Here is a 21861-nt window from a genome sequence, read left to right on the forward strand (position 1 = left end):
TTGCGGTCGTGCCCCGGCCTCCCGGCCGGTCAGCGTTCGATGGGGACTGCCGGGTAGACGCCTCCGTTGGCCACTTCCAGCGTGATGCTCGTGCGATCGTCCGGCGGGGCGGGATAGTAGACATAGGCTCTGCTGGTCTCGCCCGCATCCAGGGCGGGCACGTAGTTCTCGACGAACTCCGTGTACATCTTGAGCGGGTGGTAACGCGCTTTGGTGACCGGATCGACAAGGATGAAGGCGCCGAAATCGGAGCCGGCGGAGAACTCGTGATCCCACCCCGAGAAAGGAACGGGGAACGGAACGAACGTGCCATCGTTCGTCTTGGTGATGTCGAAGGAGGCCACCACGTAGGCGCCGTCACGATAGAGCGGCAGCACGTCCACCTTGAGCTTGTCTGGCTGGCTGTGGAATGACCAGGTGAAACCGGCCACCCGCGCTCCTGGATCGGCGCGGAAGGGGGCCGCCGCTCCCGTGGAGCCGCGTACTTGGCCGGGGGAGGGGCTCGTGACGGTGGCCACGTCCGGGCTCTGTCGCTTGATGGAGTAGGAGATCTCTACGCGGCGGTTCCTGGCCCGTCCTGCCGGATTGTCGCTGCCGTCCTGCTTTTGGTTCTTGGCGATCGGCTCGCTCTCGCCCTTTCCGTCCGGTCGGTACTGGTAGTCGCTGCCGAGCCTGGCGGCCAGATACTTCTGCACCGCTTCGGCTCGTTCGACCGACAGGGTCTGGTTGTAGTCGTCGGCGCCCTTGTCGTCGGTGTGGCCGGTGATGGTGATGGGCGGTTTGGCGGGGTCGGCCCGTCGCCTGGTCTCTTCGACCACGTCGTCGAGGACGGCCGCCGCCTTCGTGCTCAGCCGCGCTTTGTCGAAGGCGAACAGGACGTCGGTGCGCAGGCCGATCGTCTCGGTGTCGCCCGCCTGGGTAGTGGTCTTCACCGGTGTCTCCACCAGTTCGTTCACGTCGGAGACGGCTGACCAGATCTCCCCGTCCGGCACGACGATGGGCCACTGGAACGTGTCGCCGGTCTTCGGCAGCTCAGGGGAACTGCGCTCGCGGGCGGTCGGCTCAGCGCCGCCGTCGGTGACCGGGATGCCGGTCATCGGGCCCATCGGCATGTCAGGCACGATCGACATCGTCCTGGCGGCGGCGGGAAGCGGCGGGAAGTAGACCTCCACCGGATAGCGCACGCCTGGCACGAAGTCGTCGGGATAGTCGAAAGCGGACTTGCGGTGCCTGGTGCCGAAGGCGTCGCCGTTGTGGTCGTTCTCGCGCAGGGTGAAGTAGACCTTCCTGTCGATCGGGTCGAACAACCTGAACCTGGCGAAGGAGGTCGGCATGGTGCCGTAGCCGAAGTCGCCGGCGGTGTTGGTGGTCGCCGTGGTCATGATGTCCATGCGTAGCACGGTCAGCTTGGCGTGCCGCTCGATGGCCCGAATTTTGATCTTGAAGGGGTTGGCGATGTAGAAACCGACCATGCCCTCGCTCACGTAGCCCGCCTCCGCGGTAGCCGGGGTGGAGGGCGGCGCCGAGGGGCTGGTGCTGGAGGCCGCGGCTGTCGGGGTGTCGCGCACCGGCTGATCCTTCGGCCCGCATGCGCAGGTCAGGGTCGCTGTGAGCACAAGAACGGTCGCTCGCAAAAGGTGCATACCGACACAATCTTTTAAGTCTGACAAGTCAGCCCTCCAGGCTATGGATCACCTGAGTGGCACGCCTGCAGATCGGCCAAACCATCCCGTCGATTCGCGAGCGGACGGCACTGCCAGGCGTCCGGCCTCGGGCATGTCGACCCGCACAGCCGGATGCCGGCCCCCTGGGGTGCCTACGACGCCGCCGAGCACGACGAACGCGTGCGCAGCCCAATAGTTTCACCCTCCGCTTATATAAGTCAATGCCGATAAAGCGGAGGATGGGCGGGGAAGATCTCGGGAAGTGGTTCGAGCAGGCGATCGAGTGCCGTAGTTCTGCTGGGTGTGCCTCAACGCAGACTCATCGCCCTCGCCCGGCAGGCCGAGCCCCGCCGCGCAAGAGCGTCACGGACGGCGGCCAGTGGATCTCAGGCCGTCGAGCACGTGGAGCGAGAACGGATCAACCCCCGTGACGAACTGCTCCTATTGGATGAGCCACTGCTGGTCACGGTAGCTGCTGTTGCAGGCCCACAGGGTCACCCTCTTGCCGGGTGTCGCCTCGCTGTGCGAGATGACCAGGCACAAACCTGTCGCGGCGTTGACCAGCCGGCCGCCCTGATGGCTCCAGTACTGGACGGAGCCGCCGTTGCATGGGTTCTGGACGGCGGGCTTGCCCGGCTTGCCCTCGCCCTTGCCCAGGCACATCCCGGACGCCTTGTTGACGAGCTGGCCGCCCTTGCGGATCCACTGCTGCTCGGGGCCGTTCGTGCAGGTCCACTGGATCACCGCCTTGCCCGCGACGGCTTCGCCGTGGGGGACGGCCAGGCACAGTCCGGTCGCCTGATTCCTGACGGTCGAGGCGCGCTGGGCAAGCGTCGGAGTGGGAGCGGGGGTGGGCCGTACGGTCGGCTCCTGGGGCTTTGGCGATTCCGTGGGACGCGTAGGGGTGGGAGTGACGGTCTTGGTCACCGTGGGCGTCGGCGTGGGCCTGCGCTTCTTCCTGGTCGGGGTCGGGACCGGCTGCGGATAGACCGGGACCTGCACCGTCACCGTGGGGTTCGGAGTGGGCCGCTTGCGCTTCTTCCTCGCCGGAGCGGGCGTGGGCGTGGGGGTCGGTGTGGGGGTCGGCGTGGCGGCCGGGCGCGCGTTGTTCGCGAGCAGCGCGGTCTTGGGTGGCTCGTCCCGGCCGCCCAGCAGCAGCCATCCGGCGACCACGCCGATCACCGTCACCACCGCGATCCCGGAGATGACGGGCACCCGCAGGTCGCGCTTCTTCCTGGGCGCGGGCGGCCGCACCTGCGGTTGCTTCCGGGCGGCCGGAGCGGGAGCGGACGGGGTGCCGCTGATCAGCAGCTGCTGCGCGTACTGCGCGGGCGGGCGGGCGGCCGGGTCCTTGGCCAGGCAGGCGGCAACGACGTCGCGTAACGCGCCGGACATCGTCCCCAGGTCCGGCTGGCCGCGCAGGATCCGGTCGAAGACGGCGGCGGGCTCGCCGTCGCCGAACGGCGGGCGTCCCGTCGCGACGTGGACGATGGTGCAGGCCCAGGCGAACATGTCGCCTGCCGGGGTGAACTCGTCCGCGGCGACCTGCTCAGGGGCCGTGTAGGCCGGGGCGCCGCCGCGCGAGAGGCCGAACCCGGTCACGGTGGCACCTTCCGGGCCCTGGATCACGTTGCCGGGGTGCAGGTCACCGTGGACGATCCCGGCGCCGTGCAGCGCGCCGAGCGCGGTGAGCGTCCTGACCGCGGCCTGGTCGAGCTCATGGCCGCCACGCGGTCCTTCGACCGACACCAGCTCGGCGAGGGACGGCCCGGGCACGAACTCGCCGGCCACGTACGCCCATTCGCCCACGCTGCCCACCTCGACCACGCGGGCGGTGCAGAAGGGCGGCAACTGGGCCAGCAGGTCGTACCCGCCGGGTGGCAGGAACGCGTGGATCGCCACGGCGAGGCCATCCGCCCGCCGCCCGCAGAAGACGCGCTCGCCCAGCCGTCCTTCGAGCCGGTACCCGCCGATCGCGACGGGGTCGTTGCCACGTAGTGCCTGGATCATCGCCAAACCTCCGGAGGCCCAAAGCTAGCAACAATTGAGGCGGACGTGGCTTATGTTGACAATCTCCGTCAAACCCGATCCGGGTGCCTCTATTGTTGTGCGCTGCGATCACCACGAATGGTTCGGAAGGGACAACAAATGCCCCCCAGGCTTGGCGCGACCCCCGAGGCACTTGAGACGATGGGCAAGACGTTCGCTCAGCAGGGCGAGGCGGCGCAGTCGATGAAGGCGGCGCTCGACGCCCAGGTCCAGCAGATCCCCGACGTCTGGTCCGGCGGCAACGCGGAGAAATTCAAGGCGGCGTGGGAGACGTACAAGAAGACGTTCGACAATCTCCAGCGCGACCTGCAGGAAGCCCAGCAGGGCATCCAGAAGCAGAAGGCGGCGCTCATCGCCACCATGGGCGGGGGCGGCTGACCGGCGCGTCCCGCCGGACGAAGGAGCGGCGGCCGTCCCGCCGCTCCTCGCTCCTCAGGGAACGGCCACCTGCACACGTTCCCACGTGCCGCCCCTGAACAGCAGAGCCCGGCCGGGCGGCCCGATCCCGGTGGCGACGCTGCGCGGGAGCTGGACGCCGAACAGGTCGCCCTGGCCTGGCTGGTTGGGCCGCAACAGGAGTCCCGACCGGGTCCGCTTCATGGCCACGACGGGGCCCGAGTACATGCTGTCCAGGTCGTCGACGTTCCCGGCGCCGATCACGAGGTTCCCGCTGTCCCGCGACTCGCCGACGTGATCGGTGATCCAGTCCGCGAGCGGGCTGGAGTTCCCCAGCAGCTCCAGGTCGTCGATCAGCAGCGCGCAGCGGCCCGGGGCGGCGACGGCCTCGCGTACCCGCTCGGCGTCGGCGTCGCCGCCGAAGCAGGCCCGGACGCCCGGACGGTCGCCGAACTCGCGCAGAGGGCTGAGCCGCGGGGTGACGAGCACCGCCTGCCAGCCCCTGTTCAGCAGGCACGTCAACATCGTGCACAGGGCCGTGCTCCGGCCCGACTTCGGCGTCCCGGCGACCACCAGCGCCGGGCCGTCCTCGCCGGTACGGAAGAACCGCGCGCCCAGCGTGTCGCCGCCCACCCCGACCACGACCGCGTCCGGCGGCGGCTCCTGACCGGCCAGCGCGAGCGTCTCGGCCAGCGTGATGCCGGACGGCAGCGCGTCCACGCGGAACGGCCGCCGCCCCGGCGGCAGGCTCCCGTGCCGGCCCTTCGCGGTACGCGCCACCTGGTGCAGGGCCGCGACCTGCGCCGTGCCGGCCGGATCGCGGTCGAGGAGCGCGACCTGCACCTCCCGCAGCTCGGACGTCGCGCGGAAGGCGCGGCCGGCGGGCATGTGCTCGGGAACGTCCCTGGTCTTCATCCCGACGTAGGTGTAGTCGGTGGGGTCGGTGAGCCTGAGCACCAGCCGGTCGTCGAAGAGCGTGGCGATCCGCCCGACCAGTGTGCTGCGGTCACCCGTCAGTACCACCTTCACCCCGGCGCCCGGTCCCTCCTGGAAGATCTGCATCCACTGGTCGATCAGCACGCCGTGGTCGACGGACTCGAAGGCCGCGTGGAAGCCCTCCCAGCGGTCGAAGAGCACGAGGACGTAGGGCAGCCGCTCCTCCGGCCGCACCGCGGCCCGCTGCTCGGTGACGTCGGCGAAGCCCTGCGCGGACAGCGCCTGCTGGCGCTCGACGATCGTCTCCAGGAGGCGTTTGGTCAGCCGTCCCAGCCGGTCGGGTGAGTCGCGGCCGACGACCGCGCCGCAGTGCGGCATCCCGGCCAGGGGCAGCAGGGCGTTGTTGCCGCAGTCCACGCCGTACAGGTGCACGTCGGCCGGGCCGCACAGGAGGCCCGCCGACGCGGCGATCGCGCGCAGCACGGTCGAGCGCCCGGTACGCCCGCCGCCCACCACGAGAAGGTGCCCGGCCGTGGCGAGGTCGTAGTACTCGGTCCGCCGCGACTGCTGGGACGGCAGGTCGGCCAGGGCGAACGGCAGCCGCAGCGCCCGCCCGCCGGAGGGCGGCAGCTCGGACATGGTGACGAGCTCGGGCAGCGGAGGCAGCCACGGGCTGCGCGTACGTTCGAGCCCGAGCTGCGTGGCCGCCGCGCCCACCGCCTCCACCAGTACGGACAGGTCGGTCAGCATGGTGGCGTCGTCCTCGTCGCCGCCCGCAGGGGCCGCGGGCGGAGTGATGCCGAGGTCCTGCCAGGCGACCGGTTGGACGCGCACCTCCCGCGCCGCCGCCCGGCCCTGGCCCGGACGCCTCCCGCCGATCCGGGCCGACTGTACCGCGTGCAGTGAGGAGGCTCCTGACCTGATGAAACACCGTCCCGGAGTGGTCTTCGAGATCGCGGCGGCGTTGCGGGAGTCGATGACGTCCATGGACTCCTCGTTGCTCGTCACGCGCAGCGCGATCCGCAGGTTGGTGTTGGCCGCGATGTCGGGCGTGACCACGCCGCCGGGGCGCTGCGTGGCCAGGATCAGATGGACGCCGAGCGACCGGCCACGGCGGGCGATGTCCACCAGGCCGAGGATGAAGTCCGGCAGCTCGGTCACCATCGCCGCGAACTCGTCGATGACCAGGAGGAGCCGGGGCATCGGCTCCAGCGGCCGGCCCGCATCGCGGTAGTCGTTGTAGTCCTCGATGTCCTTGGCGTCCCCCCTGAGCAGCAGGTGCTCGCGCCGCCTGAGCTCGGCGGCCAGGGACTCCAGCGCCCGCTCGGTGAGGTGGCCGTCCAGGTCGGAGACCATGCCGACGGTGTGCGGCAGCTTGGCACAGTCCTTGAACGCGCTGCCGCCCTTGTAGTCGATGAGCACGAAGTTCATCTCGTCGGGCCGGTTGTGCACCGCGAGCGAGGCGATCAGCGACTGCAGCAGCTCCGACTTGCCGGCGCCCGTCGTTCCGGCGATCAGCCCGTGGGGGCCGTCGAGGCGCAGGTCCACGCTGTGGATTCCCTCCGCGCCCACGCCGATCGGCACCCGCGTCGTCCGGCCCCTTTCCCACAGGGTGTGGATCTGCTCGGGGCGGGGGCTGGGCAGGCCGAGCAGGTCCAGCAGCCGGGCCGAGGACGGGATGACCGAGTCGGCGTCCTCGCGGCCGATGTCCCGCAGGGGCGCGATCGCCCGGGCCAGCCGGTCGCACCACTCCACGCTGACCTGGTCGCCGACGGCCTCGGGCGGCACGTCGTGCTGGGCGCCGCCGCGCAGCCGTACCAGGCCGGGGCGCTCCTGTTCGCAGACGGCCACGACCGTGCACTCCTCGGGCAGCAGCCGCTGGTCGTCGTCCACGCAGAGGGCGTAGATCCCCACCGTCGGCCCGAGCTGCAGGATCTGCGGGACTCCGGGCAGCCCGCGCAGCGCGCGGGCGCCGTCCAGCACCACCAGCACGTTGTACGGCCGCGCGCTGGCGTACCCGCCGGACGGTCCCTGCCCGAAGGAGAAGAGCGCACCGGCGTCGGGCGACCGGTGGAGTTCCCTGCGCGCGTTGATCTTACCGATCAGCTCGCCGATGCGCCGTGCGGCCGAGTCGGGGTCGTTGCCGACCAGGGCCACGCACTCCTCGCCCTCCCGGGGCACGCAGTGCGGCAGCCACCGGACCCAGTCCCAGTTCGCCACTCCCTGCGGGTCGGCGCTGAGCACGACGACCGCCAGGTCGCGCGGGCTGTGCAGGGCCGCCGCCTGCGCGACCAGCCAGCGGGCGAGCGATCGGGAGGCGGCCGGCCACCCGGTGAGGCCGATGACCCCGGCCTGGGGGAGCGGCAGCACCACGGGCACCGCGTGTGACACCGGAACCGGCGGCTGCTCCTTCATCGCGGACATGACGCCCTGCTCCGGGACAAGCTCGATCTTGGACGGCAGGTCGGCCAGCCCGACCCGCAGATGCAGGGTGTCCGGATCGTGCAGGCGGCGCTCCCAGAGGCGCTGCCGTGGGCCGACGGCGTTCAGGAACACCTCGGCGGGGTCGGGGAACTCGGCCCGGCGATCCCGCTGGTCGGCCCTGCGCAGCTCCTCAAGTCGCTGCTCGAAGGCCGTCATACGGGCCTGGTAGTCCTTCATGGCCTGGCGGTACTGTCTGCGCCCGTACCGCCGGTCGCTCCACCACTGCGCGACCATGGTGATCGGCGTCAGAAGCGCCATGAGCAGGAACCAGGGGGTGGACAGGGCGACGGCCATGACGACGCCGCCCGCCCCGAAGATCACGCTCGCCAGCAGTTGGAGGCGGTGGTAGTCCTGGCGTGCCGGATGGCCGGGCACCTCGACGGTGTGCACGACGGCCGGCTTGTTGAGGCGCGGCGGGCGGTTGTAGGCCAGGTTGCCCTCCGGCATGACGCTCACGTGCGCGTCCGGGGGAGTGGGCGCGGCCAGCGTGAGGAGGGTCATGCCGGCCTTGAGCACCCCGCCGACCGGCCACGGGACCGGCTCGTAGAGCCGCTCGCCGTCCAGCGTGACGCCATCGGCCATGGGCGCCACCATGACGCCGCCCGCCTCCACCCGTAAGTCGGCGACGCAGTCGGGTGCGGCGGGGTCGTCGACCGTGATCGTGCACCACCGGCCCGATCCGACGGTGGCCGTCCCGTAGCCCAGGCGGTGCACGCCACCCGCGGACGGGCCGCCGCTGACCCGCACCTCGGCCACGCCGGCGGGCTGGTCGCCCTTCCTGGTGGCGGTGGCCGCCGTGGCGCTGAAGGCCACGACGTCGCCGTCCCGCAGCGCCGCGGCCACGGGCGCGTCCGGGTGCAGCGGCACGCCGTCCGCCCAGAGGCCCTGCGCCGGAACCTGGAGGTGCTTCTGGAAGGCGTGGACGAGGTGGCCCACGGTGGCGCTCTCGTCGCCGCTGATCACGACGTCGCGCAGCCCCCGGCCGGTCAGCGCGCTGAGGGAGAGGCGCATCAGGAACACCGCCCATTGTTCGCTTTCGCCACGCAGGCAGCATAGCGACCGCCTTTCTCCAGATTTGTCATGATCATTCAGCTATCATGACGCTCCAGGGTGAAATGATCATTCGGAAAGGCTGCTGCGCATGGGTTTTCTAGGCGGAAAACCGGACAACATGGACGCGGGCGCCCAAGGGATGGCCAGCGTTCACTCGAGCCTCACGGGGTTGATGACCGAGGTGACAAGTGCTTTGCGCGGAGTCGCGGCGGCTTCGGAGAACAGCGTCCCTCCGGCCGCCAGTGACGCCACCGCCGGTTTCCGGCGCACGGCCGGGCACCTGACGGCGGACGTGAATTACCTCGGCCAGGCGCTGCGGGCCATGTCGGCGAATCTGCGCAAGACGACGGGAGGCGAATGAGGTGACCGCCCCTTTCAAGGTCCCGAAAGGCGACCCTGGAGCGCTCCGCCGCGAGGCCGCCCGCCTCGGCCGCGCCGGCGAGGACCTGTTCCGGGCCTCCAAGCAGGTCGAGGCCCACGCGGTCACCGCGCTCAACGGCTGGACCGGCATCCACGCCGCCATGTTCGCCGTCAGCGCCGGCGGCACCTTCACCGCGCTGGAAGTGGAAGGAAACGCCCTCAAAGCGGTCAGCCAGGGGGTGAAGAGGTACGCCGCGGCCCTGGAGAAGGCGCAGAAGGAAATGCGCGACTGGATCATCCGGGGATACGAGGACGACGAGAGGGAGCTCGCCAAGCCCGGCTTGTCCGCAGAGCGGCAATCGTACCTGAGAGGCCGATTATTTACCTTTTGGCCGCAAATGGCAGAAGGGAACAAGGGCGACCTTCTGCGGGACGGCGACAAGGCCACCGCACCCCTCTATGCGCTGGCCCAGCTGAAGCTGGAGAAGAAGGCGGACCCCGACCCGAAGGGCCTGCTGGACCGTTTCCGGCACTCGGCGCAGTACAAGGGTTACGCGGCTTTCAAGGGCGCCACGGACCCCGTGCTCGCCTTCCTCGGGCTCCTGGACGGGGGCACCAAGGCCGCCACCGTGTTCCAGTACCTGAAGCAGGGCGTGCTCGGCAAGATGGCCAAGCGCAAGCTCTCCAGGGCCGAGCTCGAGAAGGCGCTGATCACCCAGCTCTGGAGGGAGGGCGGCACACCGCGCGGCGAGCTGGGGGCCAGGGCCCGCGAGCTGGCCGGAAAGATCGCGGCCGCGAACCAGCGGGTGGAGACGGCCGAGCGCATCATGGCCGAGGCGCGGCCCCAGCTCGCGGCCGACCTGGGTGAGGGCCTGGCCGCGGGCAGGTACGCCAAGGTGGCCAAGGGCCTGGCCAAGGGCTCCGCGGTCCTGGGCATCATCGCCGGGGTCGACGACATCCTCAACAATCAGGACACGGGCTGGGTCCGGACCGGCAACTACGTCGCCGGCGGCTCGGGAATCGCTGGCGGCCTGCTGGTCCTGTTCGGCGGCGTCATCGGCTCGTTCACCGGCGCGACGGAGGCGGTCGTCATCACCGGCCTCGCCCTCGGGACCATCTCGGCGGGCTGGACGTTCGGCAAGTGGGGGGTCGAGAAGGGCAAGGAGAACAAGCAGGCCAGGGGCGTCGGCAACTGGCTGAAGAAGCACACGACCGACAAGGCCGTCGACGGCTGGCGGAAGCTCACCTGGTCCTTGACCCATCCTGCGAGGTGACATGGAATCCCTGCTCGAACGCGCACGGACCGCGTACGTGCCCGTCATCGCTCTCACCGACGAAGAGCTCACCGTGCTCGACGGCCCCGACGCCGACCAGCTCGCCCCCCGCCCCTGGTACGACTCCCAGGATCCGGCAGCCAGGGACACCGCCTGCATGGTGGCCCTGCGCAGCCTGGTCGCGCGCGGCATCGCCCGCCCGGAGCCGACCGGCGAGGGCGACGACGACGTCGCGCTGCTGCTGTCCGACGACCTGCAGGACCTGCTCGCCGCCCGCCGTACGCCCCGGCACGTCGTGATGGCCGAGCGGATCCTCGCCGACAGCAGGCAGGCCCGCGTCTTCTACGTCGGCCCCGGGCCCGTGGCCGTGGAGGAGAACGTCAACGAGAGCGGCCTGCACGGCCTGGCCATCGGGCCGATCGAGCGGCTGGCCGAACGGTTCGCCGAGTTCTGCGACCCGCACGCGGGAGCCGGGCAGCGGCAGGGGAACGGGCTGCGGCGGGTCGCGCTCACCGACATCGCGCGCGGCGTGGGCCAGGACATCTTCGCCGAGGCCCTGGCGATCACCCAGATCAGCCACCACCGCCTCGGCCCGGCCGACGAAGTCGAGGAGACACGCTGGACGATCTACGCGCCACAGGGCCGCGTGGTGCTGGCCGAACCTGAGGCGGACGGCGAGGACGGCGTGCTCGTCCTGACCGATCTCGGGCCGCGCGAGCTCCGCGAACACCTCCTCGACCTGCTCCGCCCGTCTGTCTGAGCCCCCACGGCCCCACCCTGAACGGCCTGCCACCCGCCGGCCGCGTACCCGACCTCACTGGACAGAACAACTGGCGACGCGCGACGCCGTGCTCGTCAGCGCGGGACTCGACGCGGTGACGACCGCCGCCGCTGTCCGAGGGACACATGCCAGGTCAGAGCAGGTGAGGCAATTTGTTGACCTGCGGCGATACGGGCTTGGGGATCGGACGGAATTTAGGTTCTGATCGGTCGGGACCGCCCATGTACCGGATGACAAGATCCATACTGGCTGGCCGAACCGTGCGGCGGAGATGATGTCGCTGACACCCATGCTGGTCATCTGGGGGCGGTGAGGTCGGCGTTCTTGAGCCGCGCCAGACCGTGGACCTCGCCATCCACCTGTAGCAGCTGCACGACGCCCGAGCCCGTGGCGAGCGTCCTCCCGCTGATGCCCTGCTCGGCCTGCCACCTTGTCGGGCGGTCGGCTCATATGCCGGCGGGCCTCTGGTCAGAAGGCCCGCCACGCCGAACTCACCTCAGAATGTAGAGGCGGTGGACCGGCCCCACCAGGATCTTCTTACACTTGTAGTCCTTCGCGTAGCGGACGGCCTTGTAGTAGCGCCCCGCGACCTGGCACGCCTGCTTAACGGCGAATACTCCCGAGAAATGCCACTTTGCCGCCGCGGTAACCGTCGCAGCAGTCGAGGCAGAGGTGAGGGAGACGGAGACGCTGCTCGTGACGGCAGGGCTTGCCTGGGCGGAGGCCGCCGAGATGCCCGCTACGCCCGGCGCCAACGAGACCGCCACAGCTGCGGTGAGCGCTGCCGTGATCATACGAACCTGCATGACGATCGCTTCCTCTCACGAAATGGATGAGCACCTTGCCTGACGTTGCGGTGCAACAGTCGGGCGGATCATGTGGAGAATTCGTTGAGGATGTGTTGACTCCGTGTCATTGAGCACGTTGCTCGGGGACCGCACGGTACTTCAGTCGGCCGCCGTTGCGAGCGGCCTCCCGGCTCACCGTGGATACCGGGCGGCCGATCGACACGGCGGGGGAGACTTCCTCGGGCCACCCAACAGCCCTCAAGTCGACCCTTCTCACTCTGGCAGGGCGTCAGAACTCCCAGGTGTCGTCGCGCAGGAGCACCACCTTCCCGCCGGGCCCCAGCCCGGTGACGGTGACGTCCGGGCCGCCCACCATGAAGTCGACGTGCACGCGCGAGGTGTTCACGCCTGCCGCGTCCAGCCGTGCGGGGTCGTCCGTGCGCAGGTGGGCGGGCACGCCAGGAGGCAGCCCGGCGCCCCAGGCCAGGTGGCAGGTGGCGTTCTCGTCCAGAAGGGTCTCCAGGTAGGTGATGCCGCTTTCGCCCACCCGCGAGGAACGGTCGACCAGAGCGAGCTCGCCCAGCCGGGCCGCTCCCGCGTCGGTGGCCTGGTGTGCGCGGACGACGTCGGCTCCGGTGCTCGCTCTCACGTCGGTCACGACGCCATCGGCGAAGGTCAGCTCCAGGTCGCGGATGAGGGTGCCGTCGAGGGACAGCGGCCGGGTGGCGCGGACCGTACCGGTGACGCGCCGGTAGTCAGGGGTGGTGAATACTTCCTCGGTCGGCAGGTTGGCCTGGAACGGGCGGCCATTGACGTCCTCCAGGCGGGCGGCGGTCCAGTGGGCGTCCGGGAGCAGTCCGATGGTCAGGTCGGTGCCGGGGCCCTCGAACCGCACGGCGTCCAGGCGCATCTCGGTGAGCCGTCGAGCGCGATCGAGCAGTTCGGCGATGCGCTGCCGCCACGCCTCGCGCGGATCGGGCTCGTCCAGACGGAGGATGCGGCGCAGGTGCCGCCACAGCGTGGCCTGGTCGGGTTCGCCGAAGACGGCACGGGCCCACTCGGGGGTGGGGTAGGGGACGATCGTCCAGCGGACCAGGTTGTTGAGCTGGAGCCGCTGCCGTGAGGTCAGCGACGGCATGCGGTCCAGTCCGACGCGGATCGGATCCAGCCCGGCCAGGAGGTCGGGGGCAGAGGCGCCGCGGACGTTGACGATGATGCCGCCGTTCCGCCCCAGTTCGTCGTTGCGGGCGTCGAGCCACGAGGGCACCTCGGCCAGGCTCGCGGTGTTGGCGTGCCGGAGTCGGGATCGTTTGGCGTGCGGATCGAAGTACCAGATGTCGGCGTAGCGGGCGCCTCTGGCGTAGGCGGCTTCGGCCAGGGCGCGGGCGAGCGGGGCGTGCTCGATCTCGGCGTTGATCAGCACCCGGTCGTCCGCCAGCAGGGGCACGGCCACGTCGAACACGACGTCGGCATAGCCGGACAGGTCAGCGGGGGGAATGGTCAAGGGGGGCTCCTTCTGTTCGTTGTGGCGCATGGGCAGGAACAGCAGCACTCCGGCGGCGGACACGGCGCCCACGAGGGCGAAGCCGCCGGCCAGGCCGAACCGGTCGGCGAGGACGCCGAGGGACAGGGCAGCGCTGAGGAATCCGACGTCGAAGAAGGCCGTCGTGGTGGCGACGGCGGATCCGCGCTCGCCGGCGGGCAGGCCGTGCACCGCCATCCTGAGGAAGGCGGGCAGCCCGAGGCCCTGCCCGGCGCCGATCAGCGCGATCGCGCACCATGTCCCGACCGGCGAGGGCCAGGCGGCAAGCAGGATCGATCCCGTCCCGGTCAGTAGGAGGGAGGCGACGGCCAGGCGCGTCGGGGCGGCCGTGGCGAGCAGGCGATGTCCGGCCAGTCGGACGGCGACGAGGACGCCGCCGTAGACCAGGAAATGGAGGCCGCCGGAGCCGCTGCCGAGCGCGGCGAGGTGCAGCGGCAGGAAGGCGCTGATGGCGGTGTAGCCCCACACGGAGGCCAGGTAGCCGAAGCCGGGTCGTAGAGCGGACGCGTGGTACAGCCGGGCCCGCCCGGTTCCCGGATCCGGGCCGGTCCTCTCCGTGTCAGGGCTCATGGTCTTCGGCAGGGTGAAGCCGAGCCCAGCCGACCCCAGCGCCACGGCCGCGGCGGCGAACCCGGACGCGGCGTACAGTGTCTCGGCGATGACAGGCCCCGTGAGCAGGCCGGCGTTGACGACGACGGAGAAGTGGTTGATCGCCGCGCCGGGCCGCCGGTGGTCGCTGGCCAGAGTGGCGAGGCCCACGTAGGCGAGCGCCTCACCGAGGCCGGCGACGCCGCGCAGGACGAAGAAGAGCGGCAACTGTCCGACGGCGAGCAGCGCGAGGGACGTGCCGGACAGCAGCAGCGCGCCCGCGCACAGGGCCGTGCGGCGTCCGGCCCTGTCGGCCACCCGTCCGGCCATCGGGCGGGCGAGCACCCCGGCCGCCGCGGTGACGGCCAGCGAGACGCCCACCATGCCCGCCTGCTGGCCCAGCGGGCCAGTGAGGTACCGCGGAACCGCCGGGACGAGCAGTCCGATCGACAGGAACGCGCCGGCCGCGCAGCCGAGCAGGCGGCCGATCATCGTTCGTCACGTAATTCGAGCAGGATCGCGGTCATGCTGACCTTGACGCCGTCGTGCGGCGGTCCGGCTTTGTCGTGCAGGAGCGCCACGGCCTGGTCGATCAGGCCGACGATCTCCTCCCAGACGGGCCTGGCCAGCCACACCTCGGCGTCCATGGACGTGCGCCGGCGATCGGCCTCAGCCAGACGCCTGGCCAGGTCGGTGCTCATCGCCTGGTGGAGGAGTTGCCGTCCCTCGGACCGGTCGAGGCGCTCGCCGCTGGATGGGTCGTACCGGTAGCGCAGCTGCGGGCGGCCCTTGCCTGCCCGCGGACGCTCGTCCGTCTGCTGGAGGAAGCCCGCTTTGACCAACTGGCGCAGGTGGTAACTGGCCGAGGCGTGCGCGATGCCGAGTTCGTCGGCGACCTCGGTGGCCGACATCGACGCGCCGGTGAGCAGCGACACGATGCGGATACGCAGCGGGTTGGCCAGGGCGCGCAGGGGAACAAGGTCATCCCGATTTTCCAAAGGCACCTTGGGATACTAATTTTCCCAACAGCTCTTGGGAAGAGGTGGCTTGCCGGTCTGCCAGAACGAGCGACATCCGTTAGGGTTCACCGATGCTGCTGACGATCCTTGGCGGATGCGGTGCGTGGCCGGCGGCGGGCCAGGCCTGCAGTGGTTACCTCGTGGAGCACGACGGGTTCAGGCTGCTCGTCGACCTTGGATCTGGGACGGTGCCGCGACTGCTGGAACGGGTCGACGCCGATCAGATCGATGCGGTGTTCATCAGCCACGGACATCCCGACCACTGCGCCGACCTGAACCCGCTGCTCCGGGCGCGCACAATGCGTGATGACCCGCCGGCGCCGTTGCCGGTGTACTCGCTGCCCGGCGCCCTGGACGCGGTGCTCGCGCTGGACCGCCCAGGAGTGCTGACCGACGCCTACGTCCTGCACGAGTTCACCGACGGCAGCAGATTCGACATCGGTCCGTTTCGCGCACAGACTCGCCTGCTGCCGCACTCGGTACCCAATGCCGGCATACGGCTGGCAGCGGGCGGACGGGTGCTCGCGTATACCGGCGACAGCGGCCCGAGCCCCGACAGGGTGGAACTGGCGCGTGACGCTGACCTGCTACTCGCCGAGGCCACCTATGTGAACCAGGTCCCGGAGGATGCCCGACGTCACCTGACCAGCGCCCGTCAGGCAGGCCGGCAAGCGCTGGAAGCCCATGTCCGGCACCTGCTGCTGACGCACCTGCAGCCAGGCGCGGACACCTCGGCCGCGCGAGCCGCCGCCCGGGCCGAATACGACGGTGAGATCGGCATCGCCACGTCCGGTCTCACCGTCGACCTCTCGTGCGCCAAGGTCGCAGGGATCGAAGAACGTTCACCGGACGCAGGCTTGGACAGAACTCCACCCTGTGGGAGCCCGAAACCCGGCCGTTGAGGTTGACCTGGGGTTCGGCGTTCCTGTCCTGGCGGGCATGATCGCTGTTCATGGCGTTGCGGTTGCCATCTGATCTTCGTTAAGCCAAGCCGGCGCACGTTGTGATCAGCAGGGCGATCCGGATGACCTGCGTGGACGACATTGTCGGCAAGGAACGCCTACGCGAGCACGAACACTTTCACAACCAGCACCGCGCCCACCGTCCTGAACCAAGCAGCCCCGCTGCGTCCCCTCGTGGACCCGATCACGGACCCTGAGCGAACCAGCAGCCTGAACATACGCCGACAGACCGGCTCGACGGCGTCCTCTACAAAGATCCGCATGCCGCTTGAACTGCATTGATGAGATTTCCGGCAGGTGCAGAGTCGACCAGCCCGCCTCGCGCGACCCAATCGAACTCACCACACAAGCAGAATCACAGAAGTCGATCGCCTGGTTACACCACTCCACGGACGACATCCTGACCGATCGCAACTACATCAGGATTGACTTATATAAGTTGCGACTGAAATTATGGCTCCTGCGCGCACTCGACGTGGTCGGCGGCGCTATCGGCATCTTCGGTGCCCGTACGGCGCCGACTCCAACCACTCGGGGAAGTCGGCATCCAGTTGGAGCGCTTTCGCAAATTCTGGAGCCGGCACCTGGACGCGCGGGCCACTGAAGTCGCGCGTGGCCCGGCGCGAGCGCCGCCGCCTGCTTGAGGAGACTCCGTCCGCTGAGGGACGACCAGGCTCGAACGACGAGAAGAAGGACGAATGATCGACATCGTCAATCAAATAAACGCCACCCAGCGGGAGATCGGCAGCCAGTCGGTCGCCGTCGGCGCGGGACGCTCACTGCTGCTGCGGCGCACGTACGACGCCACGATCGAGGCCGTGTGGAGCGCCTGCACCGACCCCGACCGGATCAGCCGATGGCTCACCCTGATCGACGGCGACCTGCGGCTCGGCGGCACGTTCCAGCTCAAGGACAACGCCGGCGGGGAGATCCTGCGCTGTGAGAAGCCCCATCTGATCAAGGTGACCTGGGTATTGGGGGAGGGCATGCTCACCGAGGTCGAATTGCGCCTGGCGCCCGGCGGTGACGGCGGTGGGACCGTGCTGGAGCTGGAGCACGCCGCATCTGCCGAGATCGTCGATGAGATGGCACGTACGTACGGGCCCGGTACCACGATCGGCATAGGAGTCGGCTGGGACCTCGCGCTGCTCGGTCTCGACCTGTTCCTGCGCCGCGTCACGTTCGACCCCGCGACATGGGGCCACACGCCCGAGGCGAAGGAGTTCGTCACCGCCAGTTGCCACGCCTGGGGACCCACGGTCCAGGCCGCTTGGGGCGCCGGCGACGACGCCTTCGCCGCGGCCGTCGCCTTCGCCGCGCAGCACTTCGCCCCCGAGACCGGCAGGGACGGCGACAGATGACCCGCCGCGCGGTGAGTCGTCCCGTTCTCAAGAGAGGAGCAGGCCGGATGACCGACAACCCCACCACCACAGCGGTCAGCAGGGCGACGCGGACGCTGCTGATGTGCGGCACCGTCGCCGGCCCGCTCTACATCATCGTGGTCCTGCTGCAGATGCTCACCAGGGACGGGTTCGACATCAGCCGGTACCCGGCCAGCATGCTGAGCAACGGCGACGAAGGGTGGATTCAGATCGCCAACTTCGCGGTCAGCGGCCTGCTGTTCGTGGCCGGAGCGGTCGGCCTGCACCGGGCTCGTGGTCCGGCGGGCTGGGGCGGCGCCTGGGGGCCGCGACTGGTCGGCGTCTTCGGCGCCGGGATGATCGCCGCTGCCTGCTTCTCCGCCGACCCTGCCGACGGCTTCCCGCCCGGGACGCCCGTCGGCCCGCCCACAAGCATGAGCACGCAGGCGATGCTGCACCTCCTCGTCTCCGGGATCGCCTTTCTCGCGCTGATCGCCGCGTGTCTCGTGTTCGGACGGCAGTTCGCGGCGGCCGGCCGTCGCCGCTGGGCCGCCTTCAGCAGGATGACCGGCGCGATCTTCGTGGCGGCCTGGATCTCGATCTTCGCGGCGCAGGGCTTCAGGGTGGCCAACGTCGCGTTCGCCCTGGCCATCGCGCTCAGCATGGCATGGGCGTCGCTCCTGGCCGCGTACCGGCTGGCTTCGACCCGACGTCATCGCGGCGTCGCCCTGACCGTGGTTTGAGCGGGCATCGACCATGTCACCACGCACCTGAGCCATCCGCAGCCAAGCACTCCCGAGCGCCACGGCTACCGGATCGAGTTCGAATGGCAAGACAGTGGTCCGCCCCGGAATGTCCTGGAGCTCCTGCTCGACCCCGTCGGAGTCATCATTGGTGGGAGCTCGAAGGCCGAGAGAGTGGTGCGGGCCTGTCTCGATTGTGATGATCGGCATATTCGCCCAGCACGGTGCGGAGGTGCCGCTCACCCAAGATCAGCAGCCTGCCGGTGCACTCCGTGCGTGCGGTGCGGACCCATCGCTCGGCGAACGCGTTGGTGCGTGGTGCGCGCGGCGGGATCTTCAGCGCCTGAATGTCGTCGCCTGTGAACCCCTCATCGAAGCCGCTGGTGAACCCTTAGCGGCCTGTGTCCTGATCGCCATCATCTCCTCTCCTGCTTCGTCGGCCCAGGCATCCGCCACGGCGGCCAATCCGTGCGGCCAGAGCTACGCCCTGCGCAGCAGTGTTCTGGTTAATCAGCGATGGGACTGGAACAAGAAGAACAGCCGGACCTTCGTGGCTCCGGTGGCCACGATCAACATCTACTCCCGCGCCGGGTGGGGCCGAAGAACACGAATCAAGCGCGTTATCCTGCAGGTGCACTGGCCGACCAAGCCCGACCAAGCCCGGCCAAGGCTCCCAGGATCTCTACGGCGAGTGGTTCGACGCCAAAGACGTCGAGATCACCTCCCAATCGGCGGCTGGGCCGATCATCGTCAGCGTTCGCCGGTGTGTGACGGCCCCGCCGAGAAACACTCCGACGCCGTGCCCGTTGACTAGGAGCCACTAGCTAGGCGGTCGTCAGTTTCGCCAGGCGATCTTCTGCCCCCCGTTGTTCCCTCCCTCGCACCAGTATTCGGTTACCGTGATGAAGGTGAGCCCGGCAGGGTCGTTTTCGTTGTAGGTGTCGGGATCATATGCCTGGACTTGCCTCGGCACTGCTGCGCCACCGTAGTCGTTGCAGTCGGCGAAGCTGATGTCTGCGCTGGCGGGAGCGGCCACACTGAGTGCGGCGGCGGCTCCCAGAGCAGCGGTGATGACGGTAAGTCGCGTGATGCGCGTGAGCACTTGGGGCATCCTTTGGTCGGTGGAGCTATGGACACACCGACAGTAACTTAAAGTTATGGATAGTTACAGTTAGTAATTGCTGCGCCGGGAGACAGGGGCATCGGCCAAGGGTCGTGTTTCACGGCCGAAACCAGCAGCTTCGTCGCAGGTATCGACCTCGGAACCGCCACGCCCTCCAGCGGGAGCAGCCCCCCGCCGGGGAGTCGGTGAGGCCGTCGTGCCGCGACATGGTCTTGGACCATCGCCCCCCGGTAAGGATTACCCTACCAATAGTAACTCTATGCAGTCTTATAACTACTGAGTGTAGTCGCAATGGTGGGAGAGACCGCCCCGGGTGCATCAACGGCCATGACACCAGCACCCGGCCAGCCCCCCCAAAGGAGAGTCACCTTGTCACCGATCCCACGCTCCCGCGTCGCCGCCCTGCTGGCCACCCTGATCGCCGTCACCGGCCTCATCTCCCTCACCACCCCCGCCGACGCCGCCGGAAGCCTCACCTGCGACACCTCCGGCACCATGTACTTCAAGCCCGGAGTGCAGATCGTCCCCCTCAAGCAGGACATCGAGATCCGCGGCGCCAACGGCTCCTGCCGCGACTCCACCGGCCTGGGCATCGACGAGGCCAGGCTCACCGCGAACTTCAGCGGCGTCTGGCTCACCTGCGAACTCGGCGGCGGCGGCACCGGCCACGGCACCGGCACCCTGGACTGGACCCTCAACGACGGCAGGAAGGCCCGCAGCGACCTGGACCTGAACTTCGAAAGCAACATCGCCAGCGAGGTGACCCTGTCCGGGCAGGTCGTCGGCGGCCCCCTCGACGGCGAGAAATTCTCCGCCCACCTGCACGCCGATCTGTTCCGCGGCAGCCTCAAGTGCACCGTGGGCGGCCCCTTCGGCGGCGCCAAGAGCATCGGCTACCACGGCGACCTCACCGTCGGCTGAGCTCACCTCGCCCTGTCAGGGCAACCTGAGGCCACCCCCTGCAACAGCCACGCCGGCCCGGAGTCGCCCGAGCCCTGCGTAGGGCGGCACCGTGGCCGGCGCCCCTGCAAGGGCCTGCGTCGCGAGGCCACCCGGCAGGCGGCTGGGAGGAGACATCGTGATCAGCGGCCATGACGTGATCCCCAGTCACAACATTCTGTTCATCACGCTCGATTCACTTCGCTTCGATACGGCGCGTTCCGTTCTTCGTGCCGGCCGGAGCCCGAACCTGGCGCGGATCCTGCCGGACGGCCATTGGGAAGAGCGCCGGACCCTGGGGACCTACACCTTCCCGGCGCACATGTCGTTCTTCGCGGGCTGGCTCCCCACTCCCGCACGCCCCGGCCGGCCTCCCCGCCTCCTGGCCTGCCGCTCCCCGAACGGCGCCACCATCGGCGAGCGCACCTACGTCTTCGACGCGCCCGACATCGTCTCCGGCCTGGCCGGCCTCGGCTATCGCACCGTCTGCATCGGAGGCGTGGAGTTCTTCTCCCGCCTGACACCACTGGGCAGCGTGCTTCCCGCACTCTTCCAGGAGAGCCACTGGCATCGCCGGATGAGCGCCGACGAGCCGGACTCCACCCGCCATCAAGTCGATGTCGCTCTGCAGGTCCTGGACGGCCATCCCAAGGACCAGCGCCTGTTGCTCTTCCTCAACGTCTCCGCCACTCACATGCCCACCCACTTCTACCTGCCAGGTCAGTCACAGGACTCGTGGGAGAGCCAGTGCGCCGCGCTCGCCTACGCCGACGCCGAACTCGGGCGTCTGTTCGACGCACTACCGTCCCTTGGTCCCTGGTTCGGCCTCATCTGCGCCGCCGAGGATCTGGCGGGTGAGCGTGATGATGTGCTCCTGGATGAGCGACGTGCGCCGGGCGTCGGTCTCGGCGGCGAGAACCTCGTCCAGCAGCGCGGAGTCGTGGTCCTCACCGGCACGGCCCAGCTCGGCGAGGAGTTCGGAGGCCGCGACGGCGGGAAGCCCTTGGCGTACGCGCCGGCCTCGATCGGGGAGTAGGCGACCCGGGTGTGGCCGGCGGTCAGAATGCGGCCCAGCGCGTCGGTGCCGTCCTCGGGCGAGATCATGACGAAGCCTCGGTCGGCCAGGTGCTGTCCGCGGCCGGTCCGGGCCCAGGCGCCCCAGTGGATCGCGGTGGCGGGCAGTCCGCGGGGGGCGCGCCAGTCGGCCAGGTCGTCCAGGAAGGTGTTGGCTGCGGCGTACATGCTCTGGCCGGGGGAGCCGATGAAGGAGGCGACAGGGGAGTACAGGACGAAGAAGTCCAGGTCCTGGCCGGCCGTCGCCCTGGCCGTGACCGCGCTGTCGGCGATGTCCCCTTGGACGACGTTCACGGAGGCGCCCGACCCGCGCAGCAGCGCGAGCGTCTTCTCGGCCTCGCCGGTGGGAGCCGAGCGGCCGACGAGGATCAGGTGGTCTGCTCCCTGAGCGGCCAGCCACTGGGCGGTCGCCAGCCCGAGACCGGTCAGTCCGCCGGAGATCAGGTACGAGGACCCGCCCCGGACGGGCGACCGGCTCCCGGCGGCGGGCTCCTCGGCGGAACCGGCGCGCAGGTGGGTCACATGGCGTACGCCGTCGCGCCAGGAGATCTCGATCATCGGATGCGCGATCAGGATGTCGGCGGCCACCTCGGCCATCCCGCCAGCGCACTCGAGCCCGAGCAATGGCTGGCCAAGCACCGCATCGATCCGGCCGAGGTGGCGTGATGACCTTTGGACGTCGGCAACGCCGCGTTCCGTTCGATCCCCCAGTGTCACGCACGTC

Annotated in this window: 18 protein-coding genes and 1 pseudogene; 10 read left to right on the forward strand and 9 right to left on the reverse strand. The window is 69.6% G+C overall.

Annotation, left to right across the window (positions count from 1 at the left end):
- Positions 1–29: 29 nt before the first annotated feature.
- Together ACIA8R_RS17735 and ACIA8R_RS17740 are read right to left on the reverse strand one after the other, a co-directional pair.
- Positions 30–1670, reverse strand: a complete 1641-nt coding sequence (locus ACIA8R_RS17735) for an OmpA family protein (RefSeq protein ID WP_397039191.1) — start codon at positions 1668–1670, stop codon at positions 30–32.
- A gap of 435 nt (positions 1671–2105) precedes the next feature.
- Positions 2106–3674, reverse strand: a complete 1569-nt coding sequence (locus ACIA8R_RS17740; protein WP_397039193.1) for a ricin-type beta-trefoil lectin domain protein — start codon at positions 3672–3674, stop codon at positions 2106–2108.
- A 138-nt stretch (positions 3675–3812) separates the two neighbouring features.
- Between ACIA8R_RS17740 and ACIA8R_RS17745 the strand changes: the two genes are divergently transcribed.
- The gene (locus ACIA8R_RS17745) at positions 3813–4091 is read left to right on the forward strand and encodes a WXG100 family type VII secretion target (protein ID WP_357706071.1); all 279 of its coding nucleotides are present in this window, start codon (positions 3813–3815) and stop codon (positions 4089–4091) included.
- Between the two features lie 54 nt (positions 4092–4145).
- Here ACIA8R_RS17745 and ACIA8R_RS17750 read toward each other — a convergent pair whose 3' ends face one another.
- The gene (locus ACIA8R_RS17750; RefSeq protein ID WP_397039195.1) at positions 4146–8540 is read right to left on the reverse strand and encodes an FtsK/SpoIIIE domain-containing protein; all 4395 of its coding nucleotides are present in this window, start codon (positions 8538–8540) and stop codon (positions 4146–4148) included.
- A gap of 130 nt (positions 8541–8670) precedes the next feature.
- Here ACIA8R_RS17750 and ACIA8R_RS17755 point away from each other — a divergent pair, with 130 nt between their 5' ends.
- Genes ACIA8R_RS17755 through ACIA8R_RS17765 form a run of 3 tightly spaced genes read left to right on the forward strand, consistent with a single transcriptional unit; the run spans position 8671 to position 10976 of the window.
- Positions 8671–8943: a hypothetical protein gene (locus ACIA8R_RS17755; RefSeq protein ID WP_364092469.1), complete on the forward strand. Its 273-nt coding sequence runs from the start codon at positions 8671–8673 to the stop codon at positions 8941–8943.
- A gap of 1 nt (position 8944) precedes the next feature.
- Entirely contained in the window at positions 8945–10216 is a 1272-nt protein-coding gene (locus tag ACIA8R_RS17760; protein WP_364092467.1) for a hypothetical protein, read from the forward strand.
- Position 10217: 1 nt separating this feature from the next.
- Positions 10218–10976, forward strand: coding sequence for a hypothetical protein (locus tag ACIA8R_RS17765; protein WP_357706067.1), 759 nt, complete (start codon positions 10218–10220; stop codon positions 10974–10976).
- A gap of 512 nt (positions 10977–11488) precedes the next feature.
- On the opposite strand, the gene ACIA8R_RS17770 is transcribed toward ACIA8R_RS17765, so the two are convergent.
- The 3 genes from ACIA8R_RS17770 to ACIA8R_RS17780 form a co-directional block, all read right to left on the reverse strand.
- Entirely contained in the window at positions 11489–11803 is a 315-nt protein-coding gene (locus ACIA8R_RS17770) for a hypothetical protein (RefSeq protein WP_397039197.1), read from the reverse strand.
- 271 nt (positions 11804–12074) lie between these two features.
- On the reverse strand, positions 12075–14408 hold the full coding sequence (locus ACIA8R_RS17775; RefSeq protein ID WP_397039198.1) for an aminopeptidase: 2334 nt from the start codon (positions 14406–14408) through the stop codon (positions 12075–12077).
- On the reverse strand, positions 14405–14914 hold the full coding sequence (locus ACIA8R_RS17780; protein ID WP_357706063.1) for a helix-turn-helix domain-containing protein: 510 nt from the start codon (positions 14912–14914) through the stop codon (positions 14405–14407). Before ACIA8R_RS17780 ends, ACIA8R_RS17775 begins: the two co-directional genes overlap by 4 nt.
- A gap of 92 nt (positions 14915–15006) precedes the next feature.
- Between ACIA8R_RS17780 and ACIA8R_RS17785 the strand changes: the two genes are divergently transcribed.
- From ACIA8R_RS17785 to ACIA8R_RS17795, 3 genes are all read left to right on the forward strand, one after another.
- The gene (locus ACIA8R_RS17785; RefSeq protein WP_397039200.1) at positions 15007–15837 is read left to right on the forward strand and encodes an MBL fold metallo-hydrolase; all 831 of its coding nucleotides are present in this window, start codon (positions 15007–15009) and stop codon (positions 15835–15837) included.
- Positions 15838–16595: 758 nt separating this feature from the next.
- Positions 16596–17258 (forward strand): SRPBCC domain-containing protein, encoded by a 663-nt coding sequence (locus ACIA8R_RS17790; RefSeq protein WP_397039201.1) that lies wholly within the window; start codon positions 16596–16598, stop codon positions 17256–17258.
- Positions 17259–17305: 47 nt separating this feature from the next.
- On the forward strand, positions 17306–18001 hold the full coding sequence (locus tag ACIA8R_RS17795) for a DUF998 domain-containing protein (protein ID WP_397039203.1): 696 nt from the start codon (positions 17306–17308) through the stop codon (positions 17999–18001).
- A gap of 145 nt (positions 18002–18146) precedes the next feature.
- Here ACIA8R_RS17795 and ACIA8R_RS17800 read toward each other — a convergent pair whose 3' ends face one another.
- Positions 18147–18350 carry an integrase core domain-containing protein gene (locus ACIA8R_RS17800; RefSeq protein ID WP_397039251.1) on the reverse strand — a complete coding sequence of 68 codons (204 nt, stop codon included), beginning with the start codon at positions 18348–18350 and terminating at the stop codon, positions 18147–18149.
- 486 nt (positions 18351–18836) lie between these two features.
- The gene (locus ACIA8R_RS17805; protein ID WP_364092452.1) at positions 18837–19103 is read right to left on the reverse strand and encodes a hypothetical protein; all 267 of its coding nucleotides are present in this window, start codon (positions 19101–19103) and stop codon (positions 18837–18839) included.
- 390 nt (positions 19104–19493) lie between these two features.
- On the opposite strand from ACIA8R_RS17805, the gene ACIA8R_RS17810 reads away from it, so the two are divergent.
- Positions 19494–20045, forward strand: a complete 552-nt coding sequence (locus tag ACIA8R_RS17810; RefSeq protein ID WP_397039205.1) for a hypothetical protein — start codon at positions 19494–19496, stop codon at positions 20043–20045.
- A 157-nt stretch (positions 20046–20202) separates the two neighbouring features.
- Positions 20203–21099, forward strand: coding sequence for an STM4013/SEN3800 family hydrolase (locus ACIA8R_RS17815; RefSeq protein WP_397039206.1), 897 nt, complete (start codon positions 20203–20205; stop codon positions 21097–21099).
- Between the two features lie 170 nt (positions 21100–21269).
- Here the strand turns inward: ACIA8R_RS17815 and ACIA8R_RS17820 are convergent.
- Positions 21270–21695: pseudogene (locus ACIA8R_RS17820) on the reverse strand (SDR family NAD(P)-dependent oxidoreductase); the annotation flags it as partial.
- Between ACIA8R_RS17820 and ACIA8R_RS17825 the strand changes: the two are divergent.
- Entirely contained in the window at positions 21660–21803 is a 144-nt protein-coding gene (locus ACIA8R_RS17825; protein ID WP_397039253.1) for a hypothetical protein, read from the forward strand. The pseudogene ACIA8R_RS17820 and the gene ACIA8R_RS17825 overlap by 36 nt on opposite strands.
- Positions 21804–21861 lie beyond the last annotated feature (58 nt).

The sequence above is a fragment of the Nonomuraea sp. NPDC051191 genome (assembly GCF_044455665.1).
Taxonomy (GTDB): domain Bacteria; phylum Actinomycetota; class Actinomycetes; order Streptosporangiales; family Streptosporangiaceae; genus Nonomuraea.